Here is a 16333-nt window from a genome sequence, read left to right on the forward strand (position 1 = left end):
CCCGGCCCGTGCCGGGCCGGGCTGCGGTGTCCCGCGGGATCAGCCCAGTGCGGTGAGCGTGATCGTCGCGGTGTAGGTGCCGCGCGGGGTGTCGAGCGGCATCTTGAGGTCGAGCTCGGCCCCGACCACGGACGCGCCGCGCGCGTGGCCCTCGTCGGCCCGCGCGAGGGTGCGCGCCTGCTTGAGGCCCTCGCCCTCGTCGAACCCGGACGCGACCGGGGCGCCGGCGACCGCGTCGCCGCCGTTCTCGATGACGCCCGGCGTCCAGCCGAGGTGCTTGCCGTCGACCGTCTGGCCGCCCGCCGTGAAGTCGGACACCTGGCCGGTGACCGACCACGCCGGGTCGCCCGCGCGCGTGTCCTGGACGCGCACGGGGACGAGCTGGCCCTGGGCCTGGTAGTAGCTGAGCTCCTCGTCGGCGACGCCCAGGTCGACGAGGCGCGACGAGCCCTCGAGCGACCACGTGAGCTCGCCTCCGGACTGCTGCGGCACGGTGACGGCCACGGCCTGGTCGCCCTCGGGCGCAGCCCCCGGCTCCTCGCCGGTGTGGTCGCCCTCGACGCCGCCCGCGGTGTTCCCGGGCCCGAGGACGGCGGCCGGGTCGTTGCCCGTCGCACGGATCGTGCCCTGGACCGCCGTGCCCGCGACCCGCAGGTTGCCGGCGTTCCCGCTGAGCACGAGGTCGCCCGCGACCGCGTTGCCCCACTCGTCGGCCTCGCCGGACGCCGTCGCGCCGACGAGCAGGTCGCGCGCACCGTTGCTCACGGTGAGCGTGCCCCCGACCACGGCGCCCGCGACCGTCACGCCGAACGCGGAGCCGTCGAGCGTCGCGTCGCCGCGCACGGACGTGCGCAGCAGGTCGACGTAGCTCGCCTCCTGCGTGAGCAGCCCGCCGGAGACGGTCGAGTCGCTGATCTCGACGTCCACGCCCCCGGCCGCGACGTCGCCCCCGACGGTGAGGTCGTTGAGGTACAGGAACCCGTTCCGGGTGCCCGCCGAGTAGACGCTGACGTCCCCGGCGACGCTCGTGCCGTCGAGCAGCACGCCGTACGCGTCGGTCGCGACGACGTCGCCCCCGACGGTCACGGACGTCGCGTCGAGCCAGCCGCCGGGCTGGACCACGACGTCGCCCTCGACGGTCGCGCCGCCGAGGACGCAGTCCGCGCCCGCCGGGACGACGAGGTCGCCGCTGACGGTCCGGTCGCCGAGGTCGGTCGTGCACTCGACGTCGGCGGCCTGCGCCGCGGGCGCGACCGCCGTGGCCGTGGCCACCGCGAGCAGCGCGGCGGCCGGGACCTTCCACTTCCACTTCATGTGATGCTCCTTGTCAGGTGTGGTCGGTCCGCGTCAGCCGCGGAGCGAGGAGATCTCGCCGTAGCTGCGGCGGGCGTTGCCCAGGGAGTTGAGGGCGTTGCCGGGCTCGGCCACGGTCGCCGCGTTGTCCTGCTCGTACAGCCCGAACCGCTGCCCTCGGTCGCGGAGCTGGGAGAGGAACGCCTGGTAGGGGATGTCGCCGGCGCCGAACTCGATGATGTCGTAGCCGTTGCCGCTGGACTCGTTCGTCTTGCCGTCCTTGAGGTGCAGGATCGGGAAGCGGCGCGGGTCGCGCGTGACGTAGTCGATCGGCTCGAACCCGGGGTACAGGTGGCGGCCCACGTAGGCCCAGTAGACGTCCATCTCGAAGAACACGAGCTCGGGGTCGAGGTTGTCCCACAGCAGGTCGTAGACGCGCTGGTTCGGGTCGTCGCTGGTGAACGCCCACTCCTGGGCGTGGTTGTGCGAGTAGAGCTTGAGCCCCGCCGCGCGGGCCTTCTCGCCCATCTGGTTCCAGGTCTCGCAGGCCTGGAGCCACTGCGCCTTGGGGATGGGGCCGCCGTAGCCGCCCGCGATGGGGCCGCCCTGGCCGAGGTGCGGCATGCCGAGCGCGAGCGCCTTCTCGATCTCGGCGTCGATGTTCGCCGGGGTGAGGTTGACGTGCGCACCGACGGCCCGCAGGCCGTTGTCGTCGAGCAGCTGCCGGATCTCCGGCACGGTGATCGCGCCGACGCTCCCCTGGGTGTAGCCCGCGAACTCGATCTCGGAGTAGCCGATGTCGGCGAGCTCCTCGAACACGGCCCGGAACCCGAGCGAGCTGACCTTGTCCCGCACGGTGTAGAGCTGGATGCCGATGCGGTTCACCGGCACGAGCCGGTTGCGCCCGCCGGACGGCGCGACCGCCGTCGGGAGGGCGCCGCCGAGCGCGTTCGCCGCCGACGGACCGAGGGCGGCCCCCACGCCCACGGCGACCGACGACGCCGCGAGCGCCTTGAGCAGGTTGCGACGGGTCATCGGCTTGGCCGAGACCGTCGGGTGGTGGTGTGAACTCATGTCTCTCCTTCGAGGTGAGCCGCCCCGGGACCGCACCCGGGGACGCCTGGGGGCCGGTGGCCCGGGCGGTTCGCCCGGGCCACCGGTGGGACGGTCAGCTGCGGACCGTGAGGGTGAGGTTCACCGTGCTGGGCGCGACCCCGGCGGACCCCTGGTAGCGGGCCTGCACCTGGTAGGTGCCGGTCGCCGCGAGCTTGGGGAGCGGCACGACGACGTCCCCCGCCTCGTCGAGCGTCCCGGTGAGCGACGCGACGGTGCCGTTGTTCTTGCGCACCGTCACCTGCACGTCGCCCGTGGGCACGACGCCGGTCGACGACTCCACGTGGAGCGTCGCCTTCGCCGCGACGGCGGGCTTCACCGGGTTCGGCGCCACGCTGCCCGTCGTGGTCGACCGGGCCTGGGCCACCGTGAGGCGCACCGTCCCCGCCGACGCCGTGTAGACGCCGTCGGCGCCGTACGTCGCGGTGAGGGTGTGCGTCCCGACGGCGAGCGACGGGTCGATCGCGATCGTCGCCGTGCCGTCCGCGAGCGTCCCGCGCCCGACCTCGGTCTCGCCCGTGGTGAGCACGACCTCGCCCGTGGGCGTGCCGCCCTCGCCGGTGACCGTGACGACGGCCTCGCCCGGCGCGCCGTAGGAGACGCGCGCGGCGCCGACGGAGACCGTCGTGGCCGAGGCGACCGTCGGCTCGTCCGGGGCGTCGAGGTCGATCGTGAACGACACCGCGCCGGACTCGGAGACGTTGCCGCCCGTGTCGGTCGCGCGGTACAGCAGGTCGTACGCGCCGTCCTGCGAGAACGTCACGCCGTACTGCTGGTTCGCCGCGAGGTTCGTCCACGTCGCACCCGCGTCGCGCGAGTACTGCACGCTCGCGACCGCGCCGTCGTCGGTGGCCTGCACGGAGAACCGCACCGGCTCGTTGAACACGCCGCCGACGCCCGTGGGCGTCTCCGGCGCGAGCGTGTGCGCGACGGTCGGGGCGGTGACGTCCGCCGCGCCCGCGCCCACCATGGTGATCGCGTCCACCGCGAGCTCGTCGGACGACGTCACGAACAGCGTGCCCGAGCCCTCGGGGGCGTCGAACGTGATCTCCACGTCCTGCCAGCCCTCGCCCGCGGGGACGACGGCGGTCGCGAACGGCTCGGCGTCGGCCGCGCCCCAGCGGAGCTCGAGCTCGCCGCCGCCGCTCGCGCGGACCACGGCGCCGTCGATCCCGGCGAAGCTCACCGGGTCGTACCGCAGGAAGTCGCCCGCGCCGAGCCCGCGGACGGCGTTGCCGCCCCGTGCGGTCGCGTCGGCGAACACCTCGACGCCCTCGCGGCCGATCGCGTGCTCGCCCTGCTGCTCCTTCGGGTTGAGGCGCAGCGTCGCCTCGCCCGCGGCCGGCGGGAGGCCGTTGTGGCCCGCGTCGGTGTACGTGACGACGACCGCCCCGTACAGGAGCGCGCCCGGGCCGTGCTCGGGCGAGTTGGGGTCGGTGCGCCACGCGCCCGTGCAGCCCGTGCCCGTGGACTCGGGGTGCGCGTGCTCGTCGTGCCCGAGGCCGTACGTCCACGCGACGCGCGAGCACACGGTGCCCGAGCCCGCCTGCGGGTCCTCGAACGCGGCGGCGTACGCCTCGAGCACGTCCGCCACCATCTGCGCGGTGACGGCGCCGCCGGAGATCGCGACGAGCTCGTCGAGGGTGAAGCCGGAGGCCTCGCCCAGCGTCTCGGCGTCGACCCCGAGCGTCTCGACGAGGACGTCGTGCCCGATGGCGTCCGCGAGCCACTCGCCGATCTGGTCGCCCGACGTGAGGTGCGGCGTCGGAGCCTCGCCGCCGCCGAGGTCGTCCTCGGCGTCGGTCGTGGTCACCTTGTACGGGACGGCCTGGCCCCAGTCGAAGAACGCGCCGTCGGCCGGGTACTCGATCGTGACCTCGGGCGCCTGGTTCCCGACGGAGATGACGCGCGACGTGAGGGAGAACTTGCCCGACGCGTCGGTGACGCGCAGGCGCGCGGTGTACGCGCCGATCTCCGTGTACGTGTGCGTCGCCCGGACGCCCTCGGCGTCGAACGTGCCGTCCCCGTCCACGTCCCACGCGTAGGTGAGGTCGTCGCCCTCGGGGTCGGACGACGTCGACGCGTCGAACGTCACCTCGAGCGGCGCCTGCGACGACGACGTGGGCGTCGCCGTGAAGCGCGCCTGGGGCGCCTTGTTGCCCTCGGCGTAGTCGATCCGGTACAGGCCCGCGTCGGGGTTGGCGCGGAAGAAGCCGTCGCCGTAGTCGAGCACGTAGAGCGAGCCGTCGGGACCGAACTCGAGGTCCATCGGGTTGTCGTGCGGCGGCTGCCCCGCCGCGGCGAGCGCGGCGTTCGGCAGGAAGTCTTCGATGTGCGTGACGTCGAAGGTCTCCCAGTCGACCGTGAACGCGGCGAGGTAGTCCTGCGAGAACTCGCCGAAGAACGCCTTGCGGTCCCAGTACGCGGGGAGCTTCGTGGTCGACGGGTTGTCGGCGTCGTAGTGGTAGACGGGACCACCCATCGGCGCCTGGCCGGAGCCGGAGCCGAAGTTCACGAGCTCGTCCCACGGCTGGTCGCCCGGGTTGTCGCCGTACCAGAGCGTCGCGGCGCGGGCCGGCGGCAGCTCGCGCAGGCCAGTGTTCCAGCGGGAGTCGTTGACGAGGTTCTCGGGGTCGAAGAACTCCCCCGGCGTGCCCGTCGCGAAGTCCCAGTCGTTGTAGGCGAAGTTGTCGCCCTGGACGTAGGGCCAGCCGGCGTTGTGCGGGTCGTCGAGCGAGACGACGTTCCACTCCACGAGGCCCATGGGCCCGCGGCCCGCGGTCTCCGCGACCGCCTTCGTCGCGTCGGGGCCGTAGTCGCCCCAGGAGAGCGAGTTCGTCTCCGGGTCGACCTCGAACCGGAACGGGTTGCGCACGCCCATGACGAAGATCTCGGGGCGCGTGCCCTCGGTGCCCGGCGCGAACAGGTTGCCCTCGGGGATCGAGTACGAGCCGTCGTCCTCGACGTGGATCCGCAGGATCTTGCCGCGCAGGTCGTTCGTGCTCCCCGCGCCACGACGCGAGTCGAAGCCGGGGTTCATGCCGGGGGCGTCGTTGTTCGGCGCGAAGCCGTTCGCGCCCGGGGTGCTCGCGGGCGTGTTGTCGCCCGTCGTGAGGTAGAGGTTGCCGTCGCCGTCGAAGTCGATGTCCGCCCCGACGTGGCAGCACTGGCCGCGCTGCACCTCGACGTCGAGGATCACCTGCTCGCTCGCGAGGTCGATCGTGTCGCCCGTCCACTGGAACCGCGCGAGACGGTTCACGCCCACCCAGCGGTCCCAGTAGCTCTCGTCCTCGCCCGCCGGGAGCGAGTTGGGCGCGTTCCCCGTCGGGGTGTCCGCGACGCCGTCGCCGTCCGCGTCGCGCGGCGCGTAGACGAGGTAGACCCACCCGTTGTCCTCGAACTCCGGGTCGAGCGCGACGCCCTGGAGGCCGTCCTCCGAGTTCACGTAGACGTCGAGCGTCGTGACCACGCGCGTGACGCCCGTCGCCGGGTCGGTGAGCCGCACGTCGCCGTTGCGGGCCGTGTGCAGGACGCGCGAGTCCGGGAGGATCGCGAGGTCGATGGGCTCGCCCACGTCCTTCGTCAGCAGCACGCGCTCGTAGTTGGACCAGTCGAGCGCCGCCTCGGCACCCGGTTCCGCGCCGTGGTCGACGCCGTCGTGCGCGACGGCGGGTGCCGTCGCCGCGCCCAGGCCCGTGAGCGCGAGGGCGCCGGCGGCCAGAGCCGCGGTCACCCGCCGGTTCCGGCGCGTACGCCGGTCGATATCCTTCATCTGATGCCGCTCCTGTGAGGTTCAGTCGCCTGTGAGGGGTCATCCGGACCGGGTCGCCCCCGTCGCGCCAACGACGGAATCAGGGCGGCTCGGTCTGTCTGTGCTGGTGGGAGGGCTGCGCGCCCCCTGCCCGGTGGTCCTCCTCGTCTCGTCGTCGAGCGCGATCCCCCCGCACGTCGTCGTGCGGACGGAGAGTGCCACCACGTGCACCGGGGCACGCGCGGAGGCGGTCGGGCCGTAGCGGTCGGGTGAAATTCACCTACCACTCGGTCGTCATCCTACGAGGCTTCTGTCGGGTGTCAATCAAAAGTCGAAAGTCCGCCGATGCACGGACCACAGGCAGGAACGCAGCCGAATCCTGACTGCGCTGTCGGGTTCGCGAACTGACCTCGAGCGCGCAGAGATCCCGCCAACGATCCGTCGTCGAGCACGTCGATGCCGACTGCCTGTCCGCCGCTGCGCCGGGCCTGCCGACGTCCTGTGGGGGAGCGCAGGGCGCGAGCGTGAGAGGGAGCCGATGGCCTTATTGGCTGGAAATTGGGCTACCTACAGGCTAGCAGTTCGGCTAATATGGCCGTATGAAATCCGTAGCGCTGAGCGAGGCGAAAGACAAGTTGTCGGCCCTGGTGGACGAGGCCGACCGTGAGCACGAGATCATCCGGATCACCCGGCACGGGCGCGGTGCCGCGGTGCTGATGGCCGAGGACGACCTCGAGTCGCTGCGCGAGACGCTGTTCTGGCTGTCCCAGCCCGGCGTGCGCGACGACATCGACGAGGCCCGTCGCGCCGCCGCCGAGGGCGCCACGACGTCCGGTGAGGACCTGCGGGCACGGTTCGGGCTGCCGGCGCAGTGACCGACGACCAGACACCGGCGTGGCGGGTCGAGATCGCACCCGCGGCCGAGCGGTCGCTGCTGCGCCTGCCGCACAAGATCGCGGCCGCGGTCGTCGAGTTCGTCACCACGACCCTGCCGACCAACCCCGAACGCATGAGCAAGCCGCTGCGGTACGAGCTCGAAGGCCTGCGCTCCGCGCGCCGCGGCGACTACCGCGTGCTGTTCGAGCTCGACCACGACACCGGGGTGCTGCTCGTCGTCCGCATCGCGCACCGCGCCGACGCCTACCGATAGCCCTCCCCGCCCACCCAGCACGAGGCGAGCACCCCCGTGACCAGGGACCCGGTTCGAGCGTGCCGGGGTTCGCCGTGGTCAACCGCTCGGCGAGGCGCCGCGGAACTCCTTGCTGCAGGAGGGCCCCGCGGTCAGGACCGGTACACCCAGTGCCACGGTTCGCGCGGGGTGTCCTCGACGAAGCCGAAGCGGCCGCCGTTGGTGCGCATCCACGCCTGGGCCCGGTCGTCCAGGTCGAGGTCGACCGCGATCCCCCAGCCGTGCGGGCTGGTCCCCGGCTCGGCGGCGAGCCCGCCCTGGGAGTACAGGCCCTTGCGCGCGGCGACGTCGACCTGCGCGTCGTAGGACCGGTAGGAGTCCGTGATGCCGATGCGGACGCCGTCGCGCGCCGCCTCGGCGAGCAGGCCCTCGAGCGCCTGGCCCGCGGGCGCCCAGAGGCGATGGCCGGTCGTCCCGACCTCCTGCAGGGCGGACCGGGGGATCTTCCCGTTGCCGTAGGCCGCGAGGTCGCCGGGGACGCCGTCGACCGTGCGCGTCCGGTCGGGACCGGTCGCGCCCGCCACCGCGGTGCTGCCGGTGCCGGTCGAGCCCGCCAGCACCGTGCTGAGGAGCTCGTCGAAGCGCGCGCCGGAGCCGCTCGCGACGGCGTCCGCGGCGCGGGTGCCGACGGTGCGGACGTCGACGGTGCGGGCGGGGCTGAGGGTCGCCTCGATGGCAGCCACCCGCTGCGCGATCGCGGTGATGCCGTCCATCCGGTCGTCCTCCTGGGGGGCGGTGCCGGCGGTGGCGTCCACCGGTCGGCACTCCCTATGCACCGCGACGAGCGGTCTGCCGCCTCCCCGCGTCGCAGCGACCGCGCCGAGCGACCGCTCCCGGCTCGACCGCGCGTCCGCTCCCGGCTCGACCGCGCGGGGGTCAGACGGCCGCGCCGGGGCGCGTGGCCGCCTCCAGGAGCTCGAGCACGTGGACGTAGTCCTCGCCCGTGGCGCGGGACATGCCCATCTCGCACGTCCGGTTGCTCGACACGTACGCGTCGAAGCGCCCCTCCGGGAGCCTGCCGGCGCGGTGCGCGACCTCGTCCGCCTCGGCGCGCGTCGCGCCCGCGGTGAGCTCGGGGTGCAGCATCCCGCGGTCGCCCGCGAACCCGCAGCAGCCCCAGGCCGTCGGCACGGTGGCGCGCTCGGCGACGGCCTCCGCCACGGCCCGCAGGTCGTCCACGGCGCCCAGGTGCACGGTCGCGCACGTCGGGTGCACGACGACGTCCCCCGCCCGCGCGACGTCGACCCCGCGCGCCGCGAGGCCGGGCAGCACGTCGGTGCGCACGAAAGTCACGGCGTCGACGACCCGCAGGCGGGCGAACCGGTCGCGCGCCTGCTCGTCGCGCGGGTCCGTCCCGGTGAGGTGGCGCGCCGTCTCGGCGAGGCCGTGGGTGCAGCTCGACGCGTCGCACACGACCGGCAGCTCGCCCTCGCGCGTGGCGACCCACAGCGCGTCCACGACCTTGCGGGCCATGGCGGCCGCGCCGTCGGGCAGGCCCTTGGACGACCACGGGGTGCCGCAGCACAGCCCGCCGATCCCGTCGGGAACCACGAGCCCGACGCCCGCCCGCTCGCACAGCGCCCGGAACGCCGCCTCGGCCCCGACCGGGCGGCTCGCGCCGTCCCCGCCGCACGCGCCCGCGGGCAGGCCGGCCCCGGCGGGCGCGAAGAGCTCACCCATGCACGACGCGAACAGCACCGCGCGCGCGGGGGTGGCGCCGCCGTCGGGCACGACGGCCGTGGTCCCGCGGCGCGGCCCCGGGCCGGGCAGGTCGGCGTCGACGCGCGGCACGACGTCCGTCCCGACGACCCCGCGGGCGACGTCGGACGCGACGCGCACCAGCGGCGTCGGGAGCGCTTCGACGACGCCGAGCGCGGCGCGCAGGCCCGTGACCACGGTCCCCCAGTGCTCGGCGGCGGCCGCTCCCCCGCGCTGCACGAGCCGCGGCTGCGACCGCGCGCGGTGGCCCTTCATGACGACGCCCGTGTCGATGCCCACGGGGCACGCCTCGACGCACAGCGAGTCCGCGGCGCACGTCGCGACGCCCTGGTAGGCGTACTGCCGCTCGAGCTCGCGCCGCTCGGCGGGCGGCGCGGCGGCCATCTCCTTGAGCAGCGCGATGCGCTGGCGCGGCGTGGTCGTCACGGTGCGCGACGGGCAGCCCGGCTCGCAGTACCCGCACTCGACGCAGCGGTCGACGAGCGCCGCGTCGTCCCCGCCCGCCGACGACTCGACCTTGAGGTTCCGCAGGTGCTCGTGGTCGTCGTCGGTGAGCACGACGCCCGGGTTGAGCAGGCCGTGCGGGTCGAGCAGCCGCTTGACCTCGCGCATGACGGCGTAGAGCTCGTCGCCGTACTGGCGCCGCACGAACGGCGCCATGATGCGGCCGGTGCCGTGCTCGGCCTTGAGCGTGCCGCCGTGGCCGAGCACGAGGTCGACGAGGTCGTCGCTGAACGCCGCGTACCGGTCGAGCTCGGCGCGGTCGCCGAGGCGCGGCGTGATCATGAAGTGCAGGTTGCCGTCCTTGGCGTGCCCGAACGTCACCGCGTCGCCGTAGCCCCGGCGCTCGAAGAGCGCGCCGAGGTCGCGCACCGTCGCGGTGAGGTCGGCGACGGGGACGGCCACGTCCTCGAGCAGCGCGGTGCTGCCCGCGGGCCGCGCGCCCGCGACGGCGGTGTAGAGGCCTTTGCGCACGCGCCACAGGCGCTCGCGCGTCGCGGCGTCGGTCGTCACCGTGGCGGGGACGGCCAGGGAGCCGGCGAGCGAGCCGACGACGTCGCGCGCCGCCTCCTGGAAGGGGGCGAGACCCTCGGGGGTAGCGGCCCGGTACTCCACGAGGAGCGCGGTCTGCCGGCGGATCCCCGCCCCGGAGGCGAGCGAGCGCATCGAAGGGTCGGCGGCCGGGTCCGCCGCGGCCACGCGGAGCGACGCCGCGTCGAGCAGCTCGATCGCCTCCGCGCCCGACGCGACGAGCGGCACGAGCGCGTCCGTGGCGTGCTCCAGCGAGTCGAGCACGAGGAGGGTCGTCGCGGCGTGCGCGAGGAGCGGCACCGTCCGGAACGTCACGTCGGCGACCCAGCCGAGCGTGCCCTCGCTCCCGACGAGCAGGTGCTCGAGGATCTTCACGGGCTCGTCGTGGTCGAGGAACGCGTTGACGGAGTAGCCCATCGTGTTCTTCATCGCGAACTGGCGCTCGATCTCCGCGCGCATCGCGGCGCTGCCCCGCACGCGGTCGCGCAGCTCCGCGAGACCGCGGTGGATCGCGGGCTCGGCGGCGCGCAGGCGCGCGTCGGCGTCGGGCGCGCCCGTGTCGACGACCGTCCCGCTCGCGAGCACGACCGTCATCGCCTCGACCGTCCGGTACGCGGTCCGCGCCGTCCCCGACGACATGCCCGACGAGTTGTTCGCCACGACCCCGCCGATCGTGCACGCGATCTCGCTCGCCGGGTCCGGGCCGAGCCGGCGCCCGTGGCGCAGCAGGTGCGCGTTGACGAGCCGCAGCGTCGCGCCGGGCTCGCAGCGCACGCGCTCGCCGCCGTCGAGCACCTCGACCCGGGTGAAGCGCGTGCGCGTGTCGACGAGCACGCCCGCGCCCGACGCCTGGCCGGACAGGCTCGTGCCGCCGGAGCGGAACGTCACCGGCAGCCCCCGACGGGTCGCCTCGCGCATCGCGGCGACGACGCCGTCGCGGTCGTGCGCGCGCACGACGACCTCGGGCCGCAGGAGGTAGTGCGACGCGTCGTGCGCCTGCGCGACCCGCGTGAGGAGGTCCGTGCGCAGCTCGAGGCCGGGCGTCTCGACGGCGGTCACGGGCGCGTCCGGCGGTCGTAGCCGAGGCGGTGGGGCTGCACGGCCTCGTACGTCGCGCGCAGGTTCGCGGTCGTGCGGTCGTACAGGCGCTGCGCGACGCGCACGAACAGGAAGTCGACGAGCGCGAGCTGCGCGATGCGGCTCGACAGGGCGCCGGACCGGAACTGCGTCTCGCGCGCCGTCGTCGTCAGCACGAGGTCCGCGTGCTCGACGAGCGGCGACTCGGGGAAGTTCGTCACGGCGACGGTCGTCGCGCCACGGTCGCGCGCGATGCGCAGGGCGTCGTTCGTCTCGACCGTGAGCCCGCTGTGCGAGACGCCGACGGCGACGGCGCCCTCGGCCAGGAGCGCCGCGGACTGGAGCTGGACGTGCGGGTCCGGCGACGCGAAGCACAGCAGCCCGATGCGCTGGAGCTTCTGCGCGAGGTCCTGCGCCGTGAGCCCGCTCGACCCGACGCCGAACAGGTCGATCCGCGTCGCCTGCGCGACCGCGGCGGTGACCTGCTCCAGCGCGTCGAGGTCGAGCATGCGCGCCGTCTCCTCGATGGTGCGCGCCTCGTGGAACGCGATCTTCGTGACGACGTCGTGCAGCGTGTCGTCGGGGTCGATCTCGCCGTGCGCGACGTTCGCGCGCTCCTGCTCGACGGCGCGACGGCTCGTCGCCTGCGCGAGGTCGATGCGGAACTCCGGGTACCCGGCATACCCGACCGCGCGGCAGAACCGCACGACCGTCGCCTGCGACGTCCCGACGAGCGCGGCGAGCTCCGTGATCGTCTTGCCCACGACGGCCGCCGGGTCAGCGAGCACGGCCTCGGCGATGCGCGCCTCGGCGGGCCGCAGGCTCGGCAGGGCCTGGCGGATGCGGACGAGGCCGTCGGCGGTCATGGGGTCTCCTCGGCGGTGGTCGGGTGCGGGGCGGTGCCGGGCGCGCCCGGCGGCAGGGCGGTCGGTGGCGCGGCGGTCGGTGGCACGGCGGTCGGTGGCGCGGCGTGGTCGCCGAGCGTGAGCCAGGGCGCGTGCTCGACGACGGAGCCCGGCTCGGTCGCGAGGCGCGCGGCGAGGTGCAGCGCGCCGTCGAGCGGCGTGCCCGCAGGGTCGACGAGCGCGACGTCCGGCCGCAGCACGGCGAGCCGCGCCCGGAACGCGTCCGTCAGCAGCGGGCCGATCCCCAGCACCCCGCCGGTCGCGGCGGCGAGCGGCGGGACGTCGTCGACGAGCGCGGCGGCGAGCGTCGTCGCGAGGTGGGTCCCGGCGCCCGCGAGGACCTGCCGCGCGACGGTGTCGTCCGCACGGGCCGCGGCCGCGACGTCGGGCGTGAACGACGCGAGCACCTGGGCGCGGTCGGGGCGCGTGTAGAGCTGCCCGGGCCACGACGGCACCGGGCCGAACCGCGCGACGGCGGCGGCGAGCAGCGCCGGCGAGCCGCCGGAGTCGCGGCCGTCGTGCGCGGCGACCGCGGCCCGCAGCCCCTGCGCGCCGATCCACGACCCGGAGCCCAGGTCGCCGAGCAGGTGGCCCCACCCGTCGACGCGGTGCCACACGGTCCGCAGGTCGGTGCCGAGCGCGATCGCCCCGGTCCCGACCGCCACGACGGCGCCGGGACGGCCGCCCAGCGCGCCGAGGTGCGCGGTGAGCGCGTCGGCAGCGACGGCGGTGCGCGGGCCGGGCCGGACGGACGGGTCGCCGTCGACCGCGGGGCCCGCGGCGGGAGGCAGGCCCGTGCGCAGCGCGGCGTGCAGCTCGGCGGGGTCGCGCACGAGGGACGCGAGGCCGGTCGCACCGACCGCGGCCGCGGCGACGCCGTCCGCGGCGAGAGCGGGGACCGCGGCACGGAGGGCGTCGAGGAGGTCACGCACGACGTCCGCGGCGTCGCTCCCCGTCGGCCCGATCGCGACCGGTCGGCCGGACAGCGCGACGTCGTCCGTACCCGCACCGGACCCTGCCGCGGCGGGCAGGCGACGGGCGAGGAGGCGGCTCCCCGACCCCCCGACGTCGAGCCCGACGACCCACGGCCCCCCGGGCGTGCTGCTGCTCACGGGGCCAGTGTGGCACAAACTTTCACAGCAGAGAGGCAAAAGGGAGATTCTTGCCAGGATGCCCGGACCGCGTGCGCTCACCGTACGCCGCCCGGTCCGCCGCGGGAACCCCCGCCGCGGTCATCCGTGCTCCGGGTCGTTCCGCAGCACGAGGGCGGCGACCTGGGTGCGCGACTCCACGCCGAGCTTGGCGATCACCCGGCTGACGTGCGTCTTCACGGTGGCGAGCGAGATGAACAGCGCCGCGCAGATCTCCGCGTTCGACATCCCCCGGGCGAGGGCGCGCGCGATCTCGCGCTCGCGCGGGGAGAGCGTCGCGAGGGCGTCGACCGCGGCGGCGTCCGGCGGCCGGGTGTTCTCGGCCGCGAGGGTCATCACCCGCCGCAGCACCGCGGGCGCGAGGACGGGCCGTCCCTGGGCCGCCGCGCGGACGGCGTGGGCGAGCTCGTCGGGCGGCGCGTCCTTGAGGAGGAACCCGCACGCCCCGGCACGCAGGGCACGGACGACGTGGTGGTCCGTGTCGAAGGTCGTCAGGACGATGATCGCCGTCTCCGGCCGGAGCGCGGTCTCGCGCGCCGTCGCGACCAGCCCGTCGCAGCGCGGCATGCGCAGGTCCATGAGCACGACGTCGGGCCGGCAGGCCTCGATGACGTCGCGCGCGTGGTCCCCGTCGACCGCCTCGCCCACCACGGCGATGTCGGGCTCGCCGCCGAGCATCAGGCGCAGCGCCGAGCGGACCTCCGGCTGGTCGTCGACGGTGACCACCCGGACGACGTCGGATGACGGGCGGCTCACGCGGCCGGCCAGGGGATCGTCACCGACACCACGTGCTCGTCGACGCCCGGGCGGACGCTGACGGACCCGCCCACGGCCCGCGCCCGTTCCTGCATCCCGATGACGCCGAGGCCCGGTCGGGGCGCGCCCTGCCGCGGCCCCGCGAGTGCGTTGCGCACGACGATCGCCAGCTCGCGGCCGGGAGCGCCGCTGATGGCGACGTCGACGCGCTGCCCGGGGGCGTGCCGCCGGGCGTTGGTCAGGCACTCCTGGACGATCCGGAACGAGTGCCGGCTGACGGTCGGGGGCAGGCGCTCGAGGTCGACGGCGCAGTCCGTCCGGGCGAGCGGCGTCTCGGACACGAGCTCGTCGAGCCGGTCCAGGGTCGGCTGGGGCCGGTCGTCGTCCGACCGGCTCGGGCCCCGCGCGTAGGTGAGGAGCTCGCGCAGGTCGGCGAGCGCCTGACGGCTGCTGTCGTGCAGGGCGGCGACGGCCTCGTCCCGGTCCGCGGCGTCGAGGTCCGTCCGGTGCCGCAGGACGCTCGCGTGCATCGCGGTCACCGAGAGGCGGTGTGCGAGGGCGTCGTGCATCTCCCGGGCGATCTGCGTGCGCTCCTGGTGGCGAGCTCGCTCCTCGCCGAGGCGCTGCTCCTCCGCGGTCAGCCGGACCCGCTCGTGCAGGGTGGCGACGAGGTCCCGCCGCGCGCCGACGGCGATGCCCGCGGCGAGCGCGACGGCGAGGACGACCGCGGTCGCGCCCACCGCGACCACCACCTCCCACCACGGCAGCGCGACGCCGACCAGGTCGATCCCCAGGGCGGCCACCGTCAGGACGCCGACGAGCCAGACCGCCGCGACCGGCGCCAGCTCGCGCACCCGGCGCCGGGTGGCGAGCGACCCGAACGCGAAGAGGGCCGCCGGCACCGCCGCGGTCGAGACGACGGCGAGCACGGCGAGCAGCAGGGCGACGAGGAAGGGCGCGCTGCGGCGCCAGAGCACGACGACCCACGCGGCGACCCCGAACGCGAGGTCGAGGAACAGGAGCGCGGCGAACCGCACGGGGTCGTCCTGCGCTCCCGGCGTGTCGACGCTGAGGGCGAAGTTGCCGAGGAACAGCAGGGCACCCGACAGGGCGACCGCGGCCAGGAGGCCCGTCTCGCGGAGGACCCGACGCCACGCCGGGCGCTGCGCGAACATGCTCACCGGAGCACTGTAGGCACCGACGAGCCCGGCGCCCCGGCTGAGGACGGGAAATCAGACCGATGACCGATACCGCGGCCCGAGCCGCCCGACCAGGCTCGACGCATGCACCCCTCGCTCGACGAGAGCCCCGTCCCGACGGCACCCGTGCCCGGCCCGCCGCTCTTCGGTCCCGTGTCCCAGCCCACGCTCGACAGCACGACCGCGACCACCTTCCCCTACCACCGGGCGGCCCACGTCGACCTTCGCCCCGCACGGTGGTGGACCCCGCTCACCACGTTCGGCGCGACGGCGCTCCTCTACCTCGCCTTCCTCGCCCCGGTCGCCGTCGTCGCGGTCGCCTACGCCGTGCTGGTGCCCTACCGGCCCGGGCTGCCGATGCCCACCGACGACTTCTCCGACCCGCTCAACCCGCTGGACTGGGCGATCGGCCTCGGGCTCATCGCGCTCCTGCTGCCCGCCGTCGTGCTCGGCGTGCGCTGGGGCGGTCGGCGCCGCGGCACGATCCACTCGGTGACCGGGAGGTTCCGGTGGGGGCTCGTCGGCAGCGCGGTGCCGCTCGTCGTGCCGCTCTACGGCGTCGTCACCGTGGGCGGGTTCCTGCTCCGGCCGCCGTCCGACCTGGCGGCCCCGGCCGTGACCCCGGCCCTGCTGCTGAGCCTGGGGTGCATCCTCCTCCTCGGGCCGCTGCAGTGCGCCGCCGAGGAGTACGCCTTCCGCGGCCTTCCCCAGCAGATGCTCGGCACCTGGCTGCGCTCACCGGTGTGGGGGATCGTCCTTCCGGTCCCGTTCTTCGTCGTCGGCCACGGGTACGACGGGGTGGGGCAGATCGGCATCGCGGCGTTCGCGCTCTGCACCGGGTTCCTCGTCTGGAAGACGGGCGGGCTCGAGCTGGCCGTGCTCGTGCACGTCGCCAACAACCTCTTCCTGTTCCTCCTCGCGCCCTTCAGCGCCTCGTCGATGGAGCAGGGCGCGATCGAGCCGCTCGTGCTGCTCGTCGACCTCGGGCTCCTCGGCAGCGCCACCGTCGTGCTCACGGTCTGGTTCTCCCGCCGCGAAGGGCTGCGGTTGCGCGAGCCCTTCTGCGGCCGGGTGCCCGCAGCGGGCGCGGGGTCGTCGCCCGGCCACTCCTCGGGGACCCCTTGAGGCGGCTCCCCTAGGATGCGGGC

At 75.0% G+C, this 16333-nt stretch carries 12 protein-coding genes; 3 read left to right on the plus strand and 9 right to left on the minus strand.

Annotated elements, in window-relative coordinates; all coding sequences use genetic code 11:
• Nucleotides 1–39: 39 nt before the first annotated feature.
• The 3 genes from RDI86_RS08220 to RDI86_RS08230 form a co-directional block, all read right to left on the minus strand.
• The gene (locus tag RDI86_RS08220; RefSeq protein WP_308821134.1) at nt 40–1314 is read right to left on the minus strand and encodes a hypothetical protein; all 1275 of its coding nucleotides are present in this window, start codon (nt 1312–1314) and stop codon (nt 40–42) included.
• A 33-nt stretch (nt 1315–1347) separates the two neighbouring features.
• The gene (locus tag RDI86_RS08225; RefSeq protein WP_034651214.1) at nt 1348–2367 is read right to left on the minus strand and encodes a sugar phosphate isomerase/epimerase; all 1020 of its coding nucleotides are present in this window, start codon (nt 2365–2367) and stop codon (nt 1348–1350) included.
• A gap of 94 nt (nt 2368–2461) precedes the next feature.
• Nucleotides 2462–6139: a PQQ-dependent sugar dehydrogenase gene (locus RDI86_RS08230; protein WP_308821135.1), complete on the minus strand. Its 3678-nt coding sequence runs from the start codon at nt 6137–6139 to the stop codon at nt 2462–2464.
• Nucleotides 6140–6756: 617 nt separating this feature from the next.
• Here RDI86_RS08230 and RDI86_RS08235 point away from each other — a divergent pair.
• Nucleotides 6757–7032, plus strand: a complete 276-nt coding sequence (locus tag RDI86_RS08235; protein ID WP_061269406.1) for a type II toxin-antitoxin system Phd/YefM family antitoxin — start codon at nt 6757–6759, stop codon at nt 7030–7032.
• The gene (locus tag RDI86_RS08240; protein ID WP_061269405.1) at nt 7029–7307 is read left to right on the plus strand and encodes a type II toxin-antitoxin system RelE/ParE family toxin; all 279 of its coding nucleotides are present in this window, start codon (nt 7029–7031) and stop codon (nt 7305–7307) included. The genes RDI86_RS08235 and RDI86_RS08240 overlap by 4 nt, the downstream gene beginning before the upstream one ends.
• Before the next feature lie 131 nt (nt 7308–7438).
• On the opposite strand, the gene RDI86_RS08245 is transcribed toward RDI86_RS08240, so the two are convergent.
• The 6 genes from RDI86_RS08245 to RDI86_RS08270 all read right to left on the minus strand — a co-directional run bounded on the left by RDI86_RS08245 (nt 7439) and on the right by RDI86_RS08270 (nt 15161).
• Nucleotides 7439–8101 carry a M15 family metallopeptidase gene (locus RDI86_RS08245; RefSeq protein WP_308821136.1) on the minus strand — a complete coding sequence of 221 codons (663 nt, stop codon included), beginning with the start codon at nt 8099–8101 and terminating at the stop codon, nt 7439–7441.
• Nucleotides 8102–8222: 121 nt separating this feature from the next.
• Nucleotides 8223–11156, minus strand: coding sequence for an FAD-binding and (Fe-S)-binding domain-containing protein (locus RDI86_RS08250; RefSeq protein WP_308821137.1), 2934 nt, complete (start codon nt 11154–11156; stop codon nt 8223–8225).
• Nucleotides 11153–12040, minus strand: coding sequence for a MurR/RpiR family transcriptional regulator (locus RDI86_RS08255; protein WP_021482220.1), 888 nt, complete (start codon nt 12038–12040; stop codon nt 11153–11155). Before RDI86_RS08255 ends, RDI86_RS08250 begins: the two co-directional genes overlap by 4 nt.
• Nucleotides 12037–13191, minus strand: a complete 1155-nt coding sequence (locus RDI86_RS08260) for a BadF/BadG/BcrA/BcrD ATPase family protein (protein WP_308821138.1) — start codon at nt 13189–13191, stop codon at nt 12037–12039. The genes RDI86_RS08255 and RDI86_RS08260 overlap by 4 nt, the downstream gene beginning before the upstream one ends.
• Nucleotides 13192–13311: 120 nt before the next feature.
• A complete protein-coding gene (locus RDI86_RS08265) occupies nt 13312–13986 on the minus strand; it encodes a response regulator transcription factor (protein ID WP_076404229.1) in 675 nt (224 codons plus the stop codon).
• On the minus strand, nt 13983–15161 hold the full coding sequence (locus RDI86_RS08270) for a histidine kinase (protein WP_308821240.1): 1179 nt from the start codon (nt 15159–15161) through the stop codon (nt 13983–13985). The genes RDI86_RS08265 and RDI86_RS08270 overlap by 4 nt, the downstream gene beginning before the upstream one ends.
• A 108-nt stretch (nt 15162–15269) precedes the next feature.
• Between RDI86_RS08270 and RDI86_RS08275 the strand changes: the two genes are divergently transcribed.
• Nucleotides 15270–16310 carry a CPBP family intramembrane glutamic endopeptidase gene (locus RDI86_RS08275; protein WP_308821139.1) on the plus strand — a complete coding sequence of 347 codons (1041 nt, stop codon included), beginning with the start codon at nt 15270–15272 and terminating at the stop codon, nt 16308–16310.
• Nucleotides 16311–16333: the final 23 nt, after the last annotated feature.

The sequence above is a fragment of the Cellulosimicrobium sp. XJ-DQ-B-000 genome, assembly GCF_031119065.1.
GTDB lineage: Bacteria > Actinomycetota > Actinomycetes > Actinomycetales > Cellulomonadaceae > Cellulosimicrobium > Cellulosimicrobium funkei.